This window comes from Flavobacterium ustbae (assembly GCF_003946915.1).
Classification (GTDB): domain Bacteria; phylum Bacteroidota; class Bacteroidia; order Flavobacteriales; family Flavobacteriaceae; genus Flavobacterium; species Flavobacterium ustbae.
This window is the reverse complement of record NZ_RPOC01000013.1, coordinates 70691-88675: the sequence shown is the minus strand read 5'-3', so window position 1 is coordinate 88675 and position 17985 is coordinate 70691. Positions and strand designations below refer to the sequence as shown.

The 17985-nt window shown below is 33.2% G+C and carries 12 protein-coding genes and 1 other RNA gene; 5 read left to right on the top strand and 8 right to left on the bottom strand.

Features of this window, described 5'->3' with window-relative positions; genetic code table 11:
- Positions 1-255: 255 nt before the first annotated feature.
- From EG814_RS15765 to EG814_RS15750, 4 genes are all read right to left on the bottom strand, one after another.
- Entirely contained in the window at positions 256-2322 is a 2067-nt protein-coding gene (locus EG814_RS15765) for a beta-N-acetylhexosaminidase (RefSeq protein ID WP_125722857.1), read from the bottom strand.
- Positions 2323-2473: 151 nt separating this feature from the next.
- The gene (gene nagB, locus EG814_RS15760) at positions 2474-4411 is read right to left on the bottom strand and encodes a glucosamine-6-phosphate deaminase (RefSeq protein WP_125722856.1); all 1938 of its coding nucleotides are present in this window, start codon (positions 4409-4411) and stop codon (positions 2474-2476) included.
- Positions 4412-4517: 106 nt separating this feature from the next.
- Positions 4518-6086, bottom strand: a complete 1569-nt coding sequence (locus EG814_RS15755) for a RagB/SusD family nutrient uptake outer membrane protein (RefSeq protein ID WP_125722855.1) — start codon at positions 6084-6086, stop codon at positions 4518-4520.
- A 10-nt stretch (positions 6087-6096) separates the two neighbouring features.
- Complete coding sequence (locus tag EG814_RS15750) at positions 6097-9135, bottom strand: SusC/RagA family TonB-linked outer membrane protein (RefSeq protein ID WP_125722854.1); 3039 nt, start codon at positions 9133-9135, stop codon at positions 6097-6099.
- A gap of 275 nt (positions 9136-9410) precedes the next feature.
- On the opposite strand from EG814_RS15750, the gene EG814_RS15745 reads away from it, so the two are divergent.
- The 3 genes from EG814_RS15745 to EG814_RS15735 all read left to right on the top strand — a co-directional run bounded on the left by EG814_RS15745 (position 9411) and on the right by EG814_RS15735 (position 12795).
- The gene (locus EG814_RS15745; protein WP_125722853.1) at positions 9411-10463 is read left to right on the top strand and encodes a sensor histidine kinase; all 1053 of its coding nucleotides are present in this window, start codon (positions 9411-9413) and stop codon (positions 10461-10463) included.
- Positions 10453-11154 (top strand): LytR/AlgR family response regulator transcription factor, encoded by a 702-nt coding sequence (locus EG814_RS15740; RefSeq protein WP_125722852.1) that lies wholly within the window; start codon positions 10453-10455, stop codon positions 11152-11154. The genes EG814_RS15745 and EG814_RS15740 overlap by 11 nt, the downstream gene beginning before the upstream one ends.
- 171 nt (positions 11155-11325) lie before the next feature.
- Complete coding sequence (locus EG814_RS15735; protein WP_125722851.1) at positions 11326-12795, top strand: MFS transporter; 1470 nt, start codon at positions 11326-11328, stop codon at positions 12793-12795.
- Positions 12796-12907: 112 nt separating this feature from the next.
- On the opposite strand, the gene EG814_RS15730 is transcribed toward EG814_RS15735, so the two are convergent.
- The 4 genes from EG814_RS15730 to ffs form a co-directional block, all read right to left on the bottom strand.
- Positions 12908-13405 (bottom strand): hypothetical protein, encoded by a 498-nt coding sequence (locus EG814_RS15730; protein WP_125722850.1) that lies wholly within the window; start codon positions 13403-13405, stop codon positions 12908-12910.
- A 91-nt stretch (positions 13406-13496) separates the two neighbouring features.
- The gene (gene fsa, locus EG814_RS15725; protein ID WP_012026532.1) at positions 13497-14153 is read right to left on the bottom strand and encodes a fructose-6-phosphate aldolase; all 657 of its coding nucleotides are present in this window, start codon (positions 14151-14153) and stop codon (positions 13497-13499) included.
- A gap of 173 nt (positions 14154-14326) precedes the next feature.
- The gene (locus EG814_RS15720; RefSeq protein WP_125722849.1) at positions 14327-15130 is read right to left on the bottom strand and encodes an SDR family oxidoreductase; all 804 of its coding nucleotides are present in this window, start codon (positions 15128-15130) and stop codon (positions 14327-14329) included.
- A gap of 179 nt (positions 15131-15309) precedes the next feature.
- Positions 15310-15407, bottom strand: an RNA gene (gene ffs, locus EG814_RS15715) — signal recognition particle sRNA small type.
- Between the two features lie 88 nt (positions 15408-15495).
- Here ffs and EG814_RS15710 point away from each other — a divergent pair.
- Positions 15496-16545: a glutaminyl-peptide cyclotransferase gene (locus EG814_RS15710; protein ID WP_125722848.1), complete on the top strand. Its 1050-nt coding sequence runs from the start codon at positions 15496-15498 to the stop codon at positions 16543-16545.
- Between the two features lie 120 nt (positions 16546-16665).
- On the top strand, positions 16666-17904 hold the full coding sequence (hutI, locus tag EG814_RS15705) for an imidazolonepropionase (RefSeq protein WP_125722847.1): 1239 nt from the start codon (positions 16666-16668) through the stop codon (positions 17902-17904).
- Positions 17905-17985 lie beyond the last annotated feature (81 nt).

Below are 17985 nucleotides of genomic sequence, written 5' to 3'. Positions count from 1 at the left end.
CGTAAATACAAATGATAAATTTGGGACTAATCATCAATCTATACTCTCGTTTTTGTCATGTTTTTGTTGTATTCTTTTTATTTGGTTTTTAAAGGTTAATAATTATTCTCACGGCTTATATTTTAGTATTTGATTTAGTGAAGTATTAATTTTTTTCTTGAAATCTAGCTATAACTATCTCTACCGAAAAATTCGGCAGAGATAATTAAAAGCTGATTAATGGTAACTCTAATTAACACTAACTCAATCAAAATTTTATATCAATTTTTTTAAGCTTTCATAAACTGACAATTCTACGTCAGCATGATCTTTTGTATTACATTGCTCGATTAAACTTTTTAAATCAGCTTCTTTTACATTTGATTTATTGTCTAATACCAATAATAATTCTTGTGATGCGTCGCTCAATTTTTTAGATAAAGGAAGCAATGGCTGTACTAATGGAGCATTGGCGCTTAATTCTGTTAAGTCTTTATGAACACCAATCCATTTATTAAAAAATGCTGTTACTTTTGCTTTATTATCTGCCGATTTATTGGCCAAATACTGATTTACTGCTGCATCAAACGCAAGTGCATCTTTTGCATCTGGTCCGCAAGCATCTGCAAACAAAGTAAACGGAGAGTACATTTGATATTCTGTTCCTCCTTTGTTACGTGTATATCCTTTTAAAGGTTCGCTTACTTTAGAAAATTCTTCAAGCGATTGAATGTTTTGATTATTAGCAATATTTCTTAAAATAACATCTTTATTACGAATATGTGTAATCCCTAATTCTTCTAATCTAAAAGAAATGTTTTCTAAACGTTTACGCATATTTTCTACATCTACTACATCTTCTGCAGACCATAATCTTTCTGCGATTGCAGCTGTTCTTGGCCAAATTCTAGAATCTACAGTTGTCGGTGTAGTCAATTCTGTCCACATTGTCGCTTCTCCTCCCAAAATTCTTGCTTTTTCGTCGTTTGTCAAATTAGCTCCTTTTGGCATCGGATCGTTTAAATAATGACTTGCAATTGGATACATCAAATCAATATAATAACCGTTTGAAAGAACTGTTTTATATCCTTTTTTAACAGCATCTACAAGAGATTGTCCTGCTGCCATTCCTTCATTTGGACCTCTCCAAGAATGTACAATGGCTTCTTTAGATAAGTCTTTCGTTAAAATTTCTTCCCAACCCATCAATTGTTTTCCGTGTTTCTTTAACATCGGAGCCAATTGCATCGTGAAATAAGTTTGTAATTCGTGGTTGGTTTTTAAATTATGTTTCTTTTTAAATTCTTGAATTTTCGGATTTGCATCCCAATCTTTTCCTTCGTTTTCATCTCCTCCAATGTGGAAATAAGCACCTGGAAATAATGGGCAAACCTCATCAAAAACTTCGCTTAATAATTGGTATGTTTTAGGATTTGAAGGATCTAATGTTGGTGAAAAAATACCCGCATTTCTTTCAATTCCATAGGTAGCGATTGCTGTACCTTGAATATTTTTTTCGGATGTTCCTCCAGTCAGCGTAATTACTTTACTGCCAATTTCTGGATAAGCCGTTAAAATTGCAGATCCGTGACCCGGAACATCTATTTCTGGAACAATTAAAATACCACGTTCGTCAGCATACTTTACGATATTTTTAATTTCCTCTTGTGTGTAATACATTCCATCCGAAGCCAATTGTGTAAACTTTGGATGTTTTTTCATTTCGATTCTCCAGCCTTGATCGTCAACCAAGTGCCAGTGAAAAACATTCATTTTCATTGCTGCCAATCCGTCAATATTTCTTTTAATAACATCAACCGGCTGAAAATGTCTGGAAACATCAATCATTAAACCTCTCCAAGTAAATCTTGGAAAATCTGAAATTTTTGAAGCTGGAAAATAAAAAGAATTTGAATTATTTTGAAGCATCTGCAACAAAGTCTCTAATCCATGCAATGCTCCTAAATCACTTGAAGCATTTAAAGTGATTTTATTTGAAGTAATATCTAAATGATAACTTTCATCTTCGTATAAACCAATTTTTCCGCTTTTTGTACAATTGATTTGCAATTCTGCGTTTGGAACTTCATTTAATTTTGTAATAAAACCTTGTTCGAAAAACATACCTGTTCTACCATCTAAACGTCGCAAAAAACGCGTTACCCCACCAAATATTCTAGGATTAGGATTTCCAGTAATATTTACTTTAAAATTTTTAGTTAAATTAAAATTACCATTGTTTACAACAACACTTTGAGGCCATGGCATTAGATTTAGCTGCTCTTTCTGAACCTGAGCACTGGCGGTTAAACCTGCTAATAGTAGTACAAATAAATATTTCATTTTTCTTTTTTTTGGTTTGGATAGTTTTTAATAAGTATCCTAATTTATATAAAAAAAGACAAAATTCAGAATGACTTCTGCATTACCTCACTTTTACCAGTAATCGTCTGAATTTTGTCATTTGATTCGTTCAAAAACGAATCATAAAACTTTAGTAATCAAAGCGTTTAAAAGCTTCTATTGCTTCATATTCAGCCAAGCCTAATTCATCATATAAGATGGCTGTATTTTTGTTTCGGTCTTCTGCCCTAACCCAAAATTCACGAGAGTCATTACCTTGAAACATTACTCTGTCTTTTTGAGACTGGTGATGTAAAATAGCATGACGTTTCAATAAAACTTCTGATGGACTTAATGGAACTGCCATGTCAATTTCGTGAATGTCCCATTCGTGCCAAGCTCCTCTATAAAGCCACAACCAACAATCATCCATGTATGATTCTGGTTTTAATGCTTTTAAAGCTGCAAAAATGGCATTTAAGCAAACCTCATGTGTACCGTGTGGATCTGCAAGATCTCCCGCAGCAAAAACCTGATGAGGTTTTATTTTCGAAATAATATCTTTTACAATAGCAATATCTTCTGGTCCTAACGGATTCTTTTTAACTTGTCCTGTTTCATAAAAAGGAAGATCTAAAAAGTGGGTGTTTTCATCTTTCAGTCCGATATATCTTGTTGCTCCATAGGATTCTCTTCTTCTGATAAGTCCTTTTAATTTTCGAACTTCTAAAGAATCAATTTGATTTTCTGATTTGTTATTTAAAAATTCAATAACCGATTTGAAATTGATATCTGCTTTTTCTTCTCCAATAAAATCACTGGCTACTTCTGCAAATTTTAATGCTTCATCATCCGAAACCGCAATGTTCCCCGAAGTCTGGTACACTACATGAACATCGTGTCCTTGTTTGATTAGCTTAGAAAATGTTCCTCCCATAGAAATCACATCATCATCAGGATGCGGACTGAAAAGAATAACTCTTTTCTTGGCCGGATTTGCTCTTTCTGGACGATGAGAATCATCTGTATTAGGTTTTCCTCCTGGCCATCCTGTAATGGTGTGCTGTAAAATATTAAACATATTAATGTTCATATCATAAGCAGAACCTTCCTGAGCCAAAAGATCTGACATTCCGTTATTGTTATAATCACGGTCAGTCAATTTCAGAATAGATTGTTTTGTTTTTTGACAAAGCCAAACAATTGCTTTACTTTTCAATTCAGGAGTCCAAAGGCATTCTCCAACTAACCAAGGCGTTTTGAAACGAGTTAATTCTGATGACGCCGACTGATCTAAAACAAAAGTTGCATTAGGATGATTTTGTAAAAATGTAGCTGGAACCTCTGAGCTTATATCACCTTGAATTGTTCTCTTGATGATATCTGCTTTATTTTGTCCCCATGCCATCAAAACAATACGTTTTGATCTCATGATTGTTGAAACTCCCATTGTTATGGCACGTTTCGGCACGTTATCAATACCATTAAAAGCTGATGATGCATCGACTCTTGTGATATGATCTAAAGTAATAATTCTGGTTCCGGAATTAATATGCGAACCTGGCTCATTAAATCCAACGTGTCCTGTACGGCCAATTCCTAACAGCTGAAAATCAAGTCCACCTGCATTTTTAATATTCATTTCGTAATCGATACAGTATTGATTTATTTCATCAATTGCCACTGTACCATCAGGAATATTAATATTTTCAGGTTTAATATCAATATGATTAAAAAGATGCTCATGCATGAAATAATGATAGCTCTGATTATTCTCCTTAGTCATCGGATAATATTCATCCAAATTAAAGGTAATTACATTGCTAAAACTAAGTCCTTCTTCTCTGTGCATTCTCACTAGTTCCTCGTAAACCTTTACGGGAGAAGAACCTGTTGCTAAACCTAAGACACAAGATTTATTTTTTTCTTGCTTAGATCTAATTAGCTGCGCAATTTCCTGTGCTACAATTACAGAAGCTTCAATAGAATTTTTGAAGATTTCGTTGTGAATTTTTTCAAATCGAGTTTCTTCAAATTTTCCGGCGCTTTTGTAACTGATATCAGGTTTTATTTCTAAAGCACTTTTCATTTCTTTTCTTTTTTGTAGTAATTATCATTTTGGTTTTAAGAATGGTATAGATAGCTTTCGCCATCTATACCATACCACTTACTAACCAAACTCAATATTGTTCTTTTTAGAAGTTTGCTTTGTTCACATCCCACCAAAGTCTTGTTGCTCCGTTATCTGGGCCACCAAGAACCTCAACACCAGATTCTACTCCCTTAGGGTTATTTGTTGCTTCAGATAAAGGGAAAGGCAATCTTCTTACTCCTAATTCAGTGCTGATAACTCCACCACTTTTATTATTTGTTATTCTAAATAATTTCGGATAACCTGTTCTTCTAAACTCAGACCAAGCTTCTTGACCATCAGGATATGTTGCAATCCATTTCTGAGTAATGATTTTCTCAAGATTCTCCTCATTAGTTGTTCCCCAAGCTACAGTAATTTTAGACACAGCTGGAGCGTTGTTTGTTGCGCTTACAGGATCTACATAATCAATTGGTTTTTTCACATTGTCAGTTGCATACGCTGCAGCACCATCTACACCATTTTGATCAAAAGAAGCCTTAATTCCCGCTTCATATAAATCTTTAGCGCTTCCATCCATGTTCCATCCTCTTAGAGCACCTTCAGCTCTTAAGAAATAAACCTCTGCAGTAGTCATCCAGGTAACTTCTCCCGTTTTTGTTCTAGCACCAGTTCTTGAAAAGTTTGCATAAGTTGAAGGCGTTGGATACACAATTCCTGTTCTTACCCCTTTGTATTCTCCTGGAAACTGAGTTGAAGGCTCCCAATATTTAGCTAATCGCGGATCATCATATCCTCCTAAAATAGACTCCATATCTGCTCCCATTGCTAAACCTGCCCAAACATGACTCATTACATCTATAACATTAAGATCTAATGGGGATTTAATTTTGATTAAATCATTATTAATTTTAAACACTCCTATAGAGTGGCTTACTGCTTTTTCTGCTTCTGTTTTTGCTAATGCAGGATCTACCTTAGAAATACGTACTGCCAATCTTAAACGTAATGAGTTTGCATATTTTACCCATTGAGAATAATTCCCTCCGTAATTAGACTGATCTGTTTCAGTAAATTTAGAAACCTCGCCTTGAGCGACTCTCGCTGTTAAGTCAGTTACAGCAAAATCTAAATCTTTAAACATTTGAGTGTAAATTTGTTGCTGAGAATCGTATGTAGCCAAACCTTCTCCTCCAAAACTAGAATATACTGCTGGTCCGTACATATCTGTAATACGTTGCATCGTAGCCACTTTAATAATAAGTGACCATGCATAAAACTGATCGTATTTTCCTTTTGCTCTTTGTTCTACCTTAAACAAATTTGCAATGATATTTACATATGCATCATCCCAAGCAAATCCATTCCAGTTTTGATTTAAATTATAATTGTGGTTGTTAATTCCTCCAAATTCATTTGGAGAAGTCATATATCCAGACCATCCATCTGCTTGTAAACTTTGCTGTAATTGATATTGCCATGTTACATCTGAAATGTAAAGTCTGGTAAATGCAGGCTTTATTAAACCTTTTATATTATTAAAATTTTGTTCCAAATCCGGTGTAGTAGCTCCTACAGGATTTTGATTCATCTCGTCAAAATTATCTGTACAACTAAAAGCTGTAAGAAGAGAGAAGCATATCGCTGTTCTTTTGATTATATTTAATGTCATGATTGTAAGATTAGAATGTTAAGTTTAAATTAAGACCAATACTTCTTGTTGACGGCATTCCGAACACATCAACACCTTGTAAACCTTCACCTGTACTTAGCGCCACATTTGGATCGAATGGAGCATCTTTATAAATAAAGAATAAATTTCTGGCAATTAAAGAAACTGTAGCCGTTTGAAAGACTGGTAATTTTGTTTTATTGAATGTATATCCTATAGAAACTTCTCTTACACTAACATTTGTAGCATCATAGATATATTGGCTACTTACTCCATTTCTTCCAGCAGTATTACTATAATAATCGAAAGGATCCATCGAAGTTACTGGAGTACCATCGCTTGCTCTAACACCGTTGATATTTACAGCACCCGCATTTCTTGCGTCGCCTGTTGCTTTAGAAACTCCATTGAAATCATTAATCGCTTGTGTCAAACTTAGTACTTCTCCTCCAAAACGACCGTCAAGTAAAATATTTGCTGTAAAAGCTCCCAGTTTAAAAGTATTAGACCAGCCTAACATAAAATCAGGATTTGCATTTCCAATTTCTTTCCAATCTGTTCTTTGTAATGTATTGTCGTCATTCACTAAAATTCTTCCTTGTGCATCTCTTTGAAAATCGAAACCTTCAATTACACCAAATGGTCTTCCTTCAATTAATGAATATCTGTAAGAGTTAGATCCCGGATCAGTAAGTACAATTCTTCCGCCTGTTGATTCAGAAGGAATATCATTTACCTTACTTCTGTTTTGAGAAAAGTTAATTTTTGATTCCCAATTGAATTTTTCACCTCTAACAATGTCAGCAAATAAAACAACCTCAAAACCTTTATTAGAAATACTACCCGCATTTATCGCGTAAAAACTATATCCGTCAGGGTTTGTAGGCTCTGCTGGAACTTGAAGAAATTGATTTTTTGTATCAGAAGTATAGTACGATAATTCAAATCCTAATCTGTTATTAAACATTCTCCATTCTGTACCCAATTCTAACTCAGATTTTAATTCATTTTTTAAACTAGTTCCTCTTCTTGGTCCTACAGGAGGATTGACAATATTTCCAGCTACAATTCCAGATGTCGGACTTGTAATTGTAGACGCAATATCATTACCAACTTGAGCAAAAGTTGCACGAACTTTACCATAGTTTATAAATTCTGGCATTGTAGCCATTTCACTAAGAATTGCAGTTGCACCAACAGCTGGGTAAAAATAACCTGGATTATCAGTATTAGCTAATGTTGAAGACCAGTCATTTCTTCCGGCAACATCTAAAAACAAATAATCTTTATATCCAAAAGTTGCCGCAGCAAAAACAGACTGCACTTCTCTTTCTGCACCTGTTTGAACATTTCCATTATTGTTAACAAAGTTACCTAAAGTAAAAATATTGTCTAAAACAAGTCCACCGCCTATTCCTGAATCGATAGTTAACCCATTTGCTCTTGAGTGGTTTATACTTGTTCCTAAAGTTCCATTAAAACTAAAGTTGTCGTTAATTTTTGTATTAAACAAAGCGATTAAATCAGCGTAGTTTTGTGTTCCAATAAGACTTGCATTAATATATCGCCCTGTTGGATGAACTAATGAAGTTGCAGAACTTCCGTACATTCCTTTTTGGAAATTACTTTCGTTTCTGTTATAGCTATATCTTGAAGTCAAATGAAACCATTCGGCAATTTTATAATCTAAAGCGATTGCTCCAGTAAAGAAATTATTTTTATCAATAGATTTTTGTCTATTAATCTGCCAATATGGGTTTTCATTACTCTCATTTACTGCTGCAAAGCCAGGATAGTTTTGCTGCATCATATTTTTAACTGGATCAAAAACTTCATAAGTTTTCAAATCATTTAAACTAAATGCTCTAGGATGGCTATAAACTCCGGCAATTGGATTAAAATATAAACCATTTGTTGGTCTGTTGTTAATTGTCTGAGTAACATAGTTTGCTGTTACAGCAACACTTAATTTATCATCAAAAAATTTACTTGTCTGGCGAATTCCAAAGTTATTTTTCTTTATATGATTTCCAGGAATAATTCCAGAACCATTTGTATTTGCATAACTTAAAGCAGTAGAAGCTCCTTCTGTTGCTTTTGTAAAAGTCATAGATGTAATTTGAGTATTACCTACTTCAAAAAAGTCTTTGATCTCTTTATCTCCTTCAACTTTTTGTTTTGCTCCCCAAGATCTTGGATCTCCTGCATTAGATGTGTAATCAGACTGAAATTCAGGAAGGTAAGCCGCAGTTTCAAAAGTTGTAACAGAATTCACATTGAATGATTCAGCGCCTGCTTTTGCTTTTTTAGAAGACAATAAAATAACCCCATTTGCTCCTTGAGAACCATATAATACAGAAGCCGCTGCACCTTTAAGAACTGTCATTCCTTCATAATCATCTGGATTTATCAATGAAACTACATCTCCTCCATCTTTGTTACCTCCATTTAAATCTCCAAAAGTTCCATTTGGTTGTCCTGCTCCACCATTATATAACGGAATACCATCAATTACATATAATGGTTGGTTATTTACAAAAGATGAATTACCACGAATAGTAACTTTTGTTGTTCCTCCTGCTCCAGATGAACTTCTTGTTACAGCAACACCAGCAATTTTACCAGCTACTGTATTAATAAGGTTAGCATCTTTAACACGAGTTAACTCTTCTCCTTTAAGTTCTTGAGCTGCATAGGCCAAAGATTTTTTAGATTTTTTGATACCCAAAGAAGTTACTACAACTTCATTTAAAGCATTTGAAGCTCCTTGAACCAACTTCACATTAATTGTAGCAGCATCTCCTACAACAATTGTTTGAGTTTCTAGCCCTACATAAGTAAAAACTAAGCTCTGACCTTTTTGAACTTCGATTGTGTACAATCCGTCAAAATCGGTAGTTGTTCCCTTTTGACCTCCTTGTACCGCAACAGAAGCTCCTGGCAATGGCATACCATCAGAATCTGTAATCACACCCTTGACATTTTTTACCTGTGCAAGAGAAACTTGCGCCGTAAAAACAATCATAAAGATTAAGAAAATTTTTTTCATGTTTATTTTATTTTGTTAGTTATGAAGTAAAATTATTCTTAAGACATTGTTAAAAAAAATAAATTAAACCAACAGCTTGAAATTTTAAACCAACGACATAAAACATTCAATAATGCGTTTCACGAAAACGTTTTATTCCAAAAAATAACCACAAATACCCTTTTTACGCAAAATTTTATTCAAAAAAATTGTCACTTTGCCTTTAATTGTTTAAAGTTGCACAATATTTAATTAGTGTTAAGAAAAACCAAATTTTTAAATCGCATATAAACGCATTGAAAGAAATTCGAAAAGTTAAATTTGATATTAAACTGCAAAACCATCTTTGGTTTTGGGGAGTTTATTTTACATTAAACTTTTTAAGATGGGGTGCTTATTTTAATGATTACCCTTATGCATTCAAATCTAACCTAATTGAATTTTCTCTGGTGATTCCTTTAGTGTATTTGAATTTATTTGTTTTAGTTCCAAAATATGTATTAAAACAGAAGTATATTATGTATACTTTTTTACTACTGCTGAGTTTATTTGCCATCTATTTAGCAAAAACAGCTCTTACGTATTATATTATATCTGAAAATATATGGCCCGAAGCTAATAGGGAATATCATCCATTTGAAATCAATCACATAGTGGCCGTTTGTATTGGAGAATTGTATGTTCTTGCAATGGCATCATCTGTTTATCTTACTTTGACATGGTTGAGAGAACGAGAAAGAAATAGATCTTTACGAGAAAATCAGTTTAAGATTAAACTTAAATATTTAGAAAATCAGATTCAGCCACATTTTTTCTTTAATACCTTAAACAATCTATATGCTTTATCATTAGAATCTTCTAAAAAAGTTCCAGACGTAATTATAAAACTTTCTAATTTGATGGAATATGTTTTATATGATGTTAAAGGAACCAAATTCGTTCCGCTAATTAAGGAAATCGATTATATTCAGAATTATATTGAAATAGAAAAGCTACGTTTTGAAAATGTCGAAGTTACCATAAATCTGGAATCAAATATTGAAGACGTTATTGTACCACCGCTAATCTTTATTTCGCTTGTCGAAAATGCTTTTAAACATGGAGGTCTGAATAACCGAAATTTAAAAATAAAAATCAATTGCAAAGTTATCGACAACAAAGTACTCGATTTTGAAATCTTAAATAATTTTGTAATTTCACAAAATCATAATCCAAAAAGAGGAATTGGGCTTGTTAATACTAAAAAAAGACTCAAACTGATTTACAAAAACAATTTTAGCCTTAAACACCAAACCAAACTCAATTTCTATATAATTAGATTGCAAATACCTACTCATAATGAAGATTAAATGCGTGTTAATTGATGATGAGCCTTTAGCTATCAAAGTCTTGCAAAATTATTTTACCAATTTTACAGATTTTGAAGTTGTCGCAACATTCAATAACTCTTTAGAGGCGCTTGATTTTATCAACAGTACACCTGTTGATGCCGTCTTTTTAGATATCAACATGCCCATGATGACTGGTTTTGAACTTATAAGTCTCATAGAAAACAAAACTAAAGTGATTATTACAACTGCTTTTAGAGAGTTTGCTGCCGAAAGTTATGATCTGGATGTTTTAGATTACTTGGTAAAACCCATTCCGTTGCCAAGGTTTATAAAATGCATTAACAAAATTACTACCGAATATAATCTCAAAAACAATATTAAAGTTGAAACGTCAAAAGGCGATTCTCATATTTTTATCAAAGTCGATAAAAAGATGATGAAAATTAATATTGAAGAGATTTTATTCGTTGAAGGAATGAAGGAATATATAAAAGTTGTTACTCCAGATAAAACTTATATTACCCACAAATCGCTAACATCTTTGTCAGAAGAATTACCCGCAGATCGCTTTCTTCGAATACACAAATCGTATGTAATTGCCCTAAATAAGGTAAAATCTATTGAAGGAAATCGCGTACAAATACAATCTTACAACATTCCGATAGGCAGAAACTACAGTAAAGAGGTTAAAAATAAGATATTGGAATAAATATAATTGTAAATTTTACTATGTAACTAGGTTAAAATTAACACTTTGTTGAAAAAACACAGTCGTTGGTTTAAATTTAACATTATTTATACCTTTTTATTTTTTTTTGATAATCCTAACAAATATATTTACGGTCTTCAAAAAACAATAAATAAAATTAACCTTATTATTATGAGTTCAGAAAATGTTCAAACCAAATGGGGACAATTTATCTCTTTGATAATCGTCTTCTTCTTTTGGGGTTTTGTTGGTTCTGCTAATGACATCCTTATCCCAGTATTCAAAAAAGTATTTACGTTATCGCAAGTACAATCTCAATTAGTAGCATGGGCTTTCTATGCGGCTTATTTTGTTGGATCAATTATATTCTTTATTGTATCGCTAAAAGTAGATATTCTGCAGAAATACGGTTACAAAAGAACGCTATCGGCAGGATTAATTTTGTCTGCAGTAGGTTCATTCCTATTTGTACCCGCAGCTACAATACAAAGTTTCCCTTTCTTTTTAACTGCATTGTTTACAGTAGGATTAGGATTCTCCATTCAGCAGATTGTAGCAAATCCGTTGGCTATTAAAATGGGAAGTCCAGAAACTGGAGCGCACCGTTTAACTCTTGCTGGAGGAATCAACTCTTTCGGAACAACTATTGGAGCTATTTTATTGGGTATTGCTTTATTTGGAATGGGAGACAATAAAAAAACAGCTCTTTCATTAGAAGATATTAAATTGCCTTTTATCATTTTGGGTCTAGCATTTATTGCCGTTGCAGTATTTATGAATTTCTCAAAAATTGAAGATCCTGTAAAAGAGGAAGAAGCAATTATTACAGAAAAACACAGTAAATTCAACATTCTTGATTATCCTCAATTATACCTAGGTATGTTGGGAATTTTTATTTATGTGGGAACTGAAGTTACCATCATTAGTAATTTACCTGCATTATTACACACTAACGAATTCGGAAATATCCTAGAAGACGCAATTGCACCATTTATCGCACTTTACTGGGGTAGTTTAATGATTGGCCGTTGGAATGGTGGAGCAAACGTATTTAACACTTCAAACTTGGTAAATACAGCTCTTAAATTTATTGTGCCAGCTGCTGCTTTTGGAGTAATCATTGGAGCAAATATCTTTGCTGCTCACGATGTTTCTTCGTTCTATATCTACCCAATCTGGATCTTATTGTTTATTGCAGTTAGTTTTGTGGGAGGAAAAAATGCTGGAAAAACATTAATGCTTTTCGGAATTTCAGGATTAACCATGATGGTTTTAGGATTAGTTTGGCCAGACCCAGAAATTGCTAAATTCTTCTTTATTTCTGGAGGTTTATTCTTATCTATCATGTGGCCTTCAATCTTCGATTTAGCAATCGCTGGATTAGGAAAAAACACAGGAAAAGCATCTTCTTTCTTAATTATGATGATTCTTGGTGGTGGAGTAATTCCGTTGGTACAAGGAAGTATTTGTGATTTAGATGCTACAAATCCAAATGGAATTTTCGGAATCACGTACACTCACTTCTCATATATTATTCCTCTTTTAGGTTTTGCCTATTTAGGATTCTATGGTTTCTACTGTCCAAAAATATTAAAAAGACAAGGAATTAGCCATATCGAAAGTGCTGGTGGCGGACACTAAAATTTAGAAATGCCAATATAAAACATCCAAATTCCAATTAGTAAAATCGGAATTTGGATTTTTTTTATTCTATAAACTTAGCAGCTTAGCGCCTTAGTATCTTAGAAGCTTTTTACTTCGCATTAATTACGTTACTCAAATTCTTCTTAAAAACAGCTTTATTTTGCGCTGTTAACGTATAAACGACATCTTTATCTGCATGAATAATTACTTTGTCAATATCAGCATTTAAAAGTGCCTGAGGATCTTTTATTCTCAAAGTGCAGGCACCATCAAAATAACCATCTTCTTCTAACGTCTGTTTAGCCTGTATTTTTGTACCATCACTTAAAACTGCCGAAATATTCATTTCGCTATTTAAGGTTTTCGAATAAAACCCATCCATAACAAGCAAAAGACGATAACTGTTTTTCAATTCAGGGCCTTTAAACTCATGTCTGGTAATATTATACCTTAGGCCTTTGGCTAGAGTTTGAAATTTAACAGAACAATCTAATTCATAAGTGGCCACATCGCCAGCTTCGTTAATCGAAGTAATAACTTTAGCAGCTTGTGCATTTACTGAAAAACTGGCTGCAAAAAAAGACAGCATAAATAAGATTACTTTCATACTTGACTATTTAAGATTCAATATAAAAGTAAAAAAAAACGCCTTTTCTCGTTAGAAAAAAAGCGTTTTTTATTTTGTAACTATTTAAGGATTACTTGTTTCCTTTTTCAAAGTCAGCTACGAATTGAGCTAAACCAATATCTGTCAAGGGGTGTTTCAATAAACCGTAAATTGCAGAAAGCGGTCCAGTCATAACATCTGCACCAATTTTAGCACAGTTTACAATATGCATTGTGTGACGAACAGAAGCTGCTAAAATTTGAGTTTCGTAACCGTAGTTATCATAAACTTCTCTAATTTCTTGGATCAAGTTCAATCCATCAGTAGAAATATCATCTAAACGACCAACAAACGGAGAAACATAAGTAGCTCCAGCTTTAGCAGCCAAGATAGCTTGTCCTACAGAGAAAACAAGAGTAACGTTAGTCTTAATTCCTTTATCAGAGAAATATTTAGCTGCCATAACACCTTCTTTAGTCATAGGAAGTTTTACAACAATCTGCTCATGTAATTCAGCTAGCTCCTCGCCTTCCTTAACCATACCTTCAAAGTCAAGAGCATTAACTTCAGCACTTACGTCGCCTTCAACAAGATTGCAAATATCAACATAATGCTTAAGAATGTTGTTTTTTCCAGTGATTCCTTCTTTTGCCATTAATGACGGATTAGTTGTCACACCATCCAAAACACCTAAAGCTTGTGCTTCCTTAATTTGAGCTAAATTAGCTGTGTCTATAAAAAATTTCATAATTTGTTTAATTAAAAATGGTTTGTTTGTATATATGTTTGTTAATTTCCTTCCAATAGATATTCAAAAAGAAAATATAGCTGCAAAATTACAAAATCAATATCAATAACGTTTTTAAAATTAAAACCATTTTAAAATTATATGTTAAAAATAAGTGTATTTTTTACATTTTTCTACAACTTATAATGATTCATAAGCATTTTCTCATACACTTTATCTGGAAGAGCGCGTTTTAATACAATCGAAAACTTCTGCATAAAAGCACCGACCTTATAATGTACATTTGGTTTTTTTGTTTGAATGATTTTATAAACTGCTTCTGCCATTTCATTCGGATTACTTCCAGCATCTACATGATCATTCATTGTTGCCAAAACGTCTCCGTAAACTTTTTCATAAGCAGAATCTTTAACAACTGGTGCATGGTAACGTCCAGCCGCAATATTGGTTGCAAAATCTCCAGGTGCAACATTTGTAATTTCAATTCCAAAAGATTTAACCTCCATTCTCAAAGCTTCCGTAATTAATTCTAAAGCCCCTTTTGATGCTGAATAAACACTTCTGTACGGAAGTCCCATATAACCTGCAATCGAAGTGATATTGATAATAAGTCCCGAGTTTTGTTTGCGCATTTGCGGCAACGCAGCTTTCATAACCTCAATTGGACCAAAAAAGTTAGTTTCAAAATTATTTCTAATTTCTTCGGTAGGAATTTCTTCCAAAGGACCTGTTATTCCAACTCCAGCGTTATTAATTACAATATCTAATCTTCCAGAAGTTTCGATAATTCTGCTAACAGCAGTTTTAATAGATTCTGAATTTCGGACATCTAAGGCAACCAAAGGGAAAACAGAATTCAAAACTTTCTCTGGGTTTCTACTTGTTCCGTAAACAACAAAACCTTTTTGATGCAAAAATTCTCCAATAGATTTTCCGATTCCTGATGAACCGCCAGTAATTAAAACGACTTTACTCATTTTTTTAGTGATAAGTTATGGGTTATGAGCTATACGTTTCTTGGAATTGGGTTAATTTTGAACTGTACAAAGCAGCCAACTTTTAACTTTTAACCAATAACATCTAACTTCAGATGGGGGTAAAAATAAAAAAATCTCCCATAAGGAAGATCACAAATTAATTAATTCTAAAAAATAAAAAATGGCAAGCGACCTACATCGCACCGCTCAACCACGTACCCTTGCTATGTTCCCATCCTGGGGGAGTCTGCAGGAGCTGGTCGTGTAGGACTTGCCGGTGCAAATATACAACCTTTTTATATTTTTGCAAGACCTTTGTTGCTATAAAAATATCGTCGTATATTGGCTTATTCAAATTTTAAACTATGAAAAATTATAACTTCCTAGCTGTCATTTTATTAGGAATCACATTAATTGGATGTGGAGATACAAAAAAAGGTGAAAATTCTTTATTTACTATCGATGATTCTGCTTTTCCGGCTCATTTTACGCAAAAAGAACCGCTTACAATTGGAATTTTAAACCCAAATTCGAAAGAAATCGACAGCGTTGCTTACTTCATAAACGACTTAAGAGTTGGAAGTACAAAAGGCGCCAAAGATTTTAGATTTGAATTAATAGATCAGAAATTAGGATATCAATACCTAAAAGCTACCGTTTATTTCGAAGGAGATTCTTCTGATGCTACTAAAAGAATTGAAGTTTTTTCTGATATCGAACCTAAATTATTAAAGTATAAAGTTGTAAACACTTTTGTACATGATACTACAGCTTTTACAGAAGGCTTAGAGTTTCATGATGGAAGGCTTTTTGAAAGTACTGGACAAAAAGGAGATTCTTATTTTAGAGAAGTAGATTATAAAACTGGAAAAGTAGTCAAACAAGTTGATCTTGATAAAGAATATTTTGGTGAAGGAATAACATTTTTCAATGGAAAAATATACCAATTATCATGGCAAGAAAAAACAGGTTTCATTTATGATGCAAATACTTTCAAACTAGAAAAAACATTCAAATACGATAAAGACATTGAAGGTTGGGGAATGACACATGATGATAAATACATCTATCATTCTGACGGAACTGAAAAAATTTGGAAAATGGATCCCGCAACCCAAAAATTAATTGATTACATCAATGTTTATTCAGGAACTTCAAAAATTAAAGCTATTAATGAATTAGAATTAATTGATGGTAAATTCTATGCAAACGTATGGCAAAAAGATGCGATTGCTGTAGTAAATACAGCATCAGGAGCAGTTGAAGGGATTTTAAACCTTGCAGATCTTCGCAAATCACTTAAAGCTAAGAACGCTGAAGTTTTAAATGGTATTGCTTATAATCCAATCACAAAAACTATTTTTGTGACAGGCAAATATTGGGATAAAATGTTCGAAATTACGGTTTCAGAATAATACATAAACAAAAACAATTTTACGAATTTCACAAGTTTTCACATCCTAATCCGTGAAAATTTGTGACTCGACCGAAGGGAATAGGCGAAGCAAATTTGTTTTTTATAACAATTTATATTCATGATCACTTTAATCACAAACATACAAGAACTACTTCAAGTTCGCGAAACTCCGATCGATAAAGTTTCAGGTTCTGAAATGGCGATTCTTCCCACTATTAAAAATGCTTTTTTAATTATAAAAGACAATTTAATTGAGGATTTCGGCTCAATGGAAAATCTTCCTAAAATAAACGCAGACGAAATTATTGATGCGACTGGAAAAGTTATTCTTCCGTCTTGGTGTGATAGTCATACTCATATCGTTTACGCAGGAAATCGCGAACAAGAATTTGTAGACCGCATAAACGGACTTTCTTATGAGGAAATTGCGAATCGTGGTGGCGGAATTTTGAATTCGGCTAAAAAACTAAACGAGACTTCTGAAGAAGAAATTTACGAACAATCTAAAATTCGACTTGAAGAAGTAATGCACTTAGGAACTGGAGCCGTTGAAATCAAATCAGGTTACGGATTAACGATTGAAGGCGAACTGAAAATGCTTCGCGTTATTAAAAAACTGGCAGAAAATTATCCAATTTCTATAAAAGCTACTTTTTTGGGCGCGCATGCTTTTCCAACTCATTATAAAGAAAATAAAGAAGGTTACATTGATGAAATAATTACTCAAATGATTCCTGAAATTGCCAAAAACAAACTAGCACAATATGTTGATGTTTTTTGCGAAAGCGGTTATTTCTCTGTAGAAGAAACCGAAAAAATTATGCAAGCTGGGATCGACTTTGGTTTAAAGCCTAAAATTCACGTTAATCAATTTAATTCTATTGGCGGCATTCAGGCTGGAATTAAATTTAACGCGCTTTCTGTAGATCATCTTGAAATTATGAATCCTGAGGATATTCTAGCATTAAAAGACACACAAACAATGCCTGTTGCTTTGCCATCTTGTTCTTATTTTTTAAGCATTCCATATACGCCGGCAAGAGAAATGCTAAAAGCAGGTCTTCCGCTAGCATTGGCAACCGATTTTAACCCGGGTTCTACTCCATCTGGAAATATGAATTTTGTCGTGGCAACGGCTTGCATTAAAATGAAAATGACACCAGAAGAAGCCATCAACGCGGCAACAATAAACGGAGCTTATGCAATGGGACTTTCAGAAACGCATGGAAGCATTACAAAAGGCAAAAAAGCCAATTTAATCCTGACAAAACCAATTTCTTCTTATTATCAGATTCCTTATGCTTTTGGGAGCAATCTTATTGAATCTGTTTTTGTTGAAGGTAAAATATTAGAATAGCCTTCAACTTATTATTCAAACTTACTTTATTGTATAAAAAAAGGTCTGCATTTTTTGCAGACCTTTAATATCTTAAGTGGT

Coding starts and splice junctions, on each gene's coding strand:
- EG814_RS15765 (WP_125722857.1), bottom strand. CDS start 2,322: ATGAAATATTTATTTGTACTACTATTAGCAGGTTTAACCGCCAGTGCT.
- nagB (WP_125722856.1), bottom strand. CDS start 4,411: ATGAAAAGTGCTTTAGAAATAAAACCTGATATCAGTTACAAAAGCGCC.
- EG814_RS15755 (WP_125722855.1), bottom strand. CDS start 6,086: ATGACATTAAATATAATCAAAAGAACAGCGATATGCTTCTCTCTTCTT.
- EG814_RS15750 (WP_125722854.1), bottom strand. CDS start 9,135: ATGAAAAAAATTTTCTTAATCTTTATGATTGTTTTTACGGCGCAAGTT.
- EG814_RS15740 (WP_125722852.1), top strand. CDS start 10,453: ATGAAGATTAAATGCGTGTTAATTGATGATGAGCCTTTAGCTATCAAA.
- EG814_RS15735 (WP_125722851.1), top strand. CDS start 11,326: ATGAGTTCAGAAAATGTTCAAACCAAATGGGGACAATTTATCTCTTTG.
- EG814_RS15730 (WP_125722850.1), bottom strand. CDS start 13,405: ATGAAAGTAATCTTATTTATGCTGTCTTTTTTTGCAGCCAGTTTTTCA.
- fsa (WP_012026532.1), bottom strand. CDS start 14,153: ATGAAATTTTTTATAGACACAGCTAATTTAGCTCAAATTAAGGAAGCA.
- EG814_RS15720 (WP_125722849.1), bottom strand. CDS start 15,130: ATGAGTAAAGTCGTTTTAATTACTGGCGGTTCATCAGGAATCGGAAAA.
- EG814_RS15710 (WP_125722848.1), top strand. CDS start 15,496: ATGAAAAATTATAACTTCCTAGCTGTCATTTTATTAGGAATCACATTA.
- hutI (WP_125722847.1), top strand. CDS start 16,666: ATGATCACTTTAATCACAAACATACAAGAACTACTTCAAGTTCGCGAA.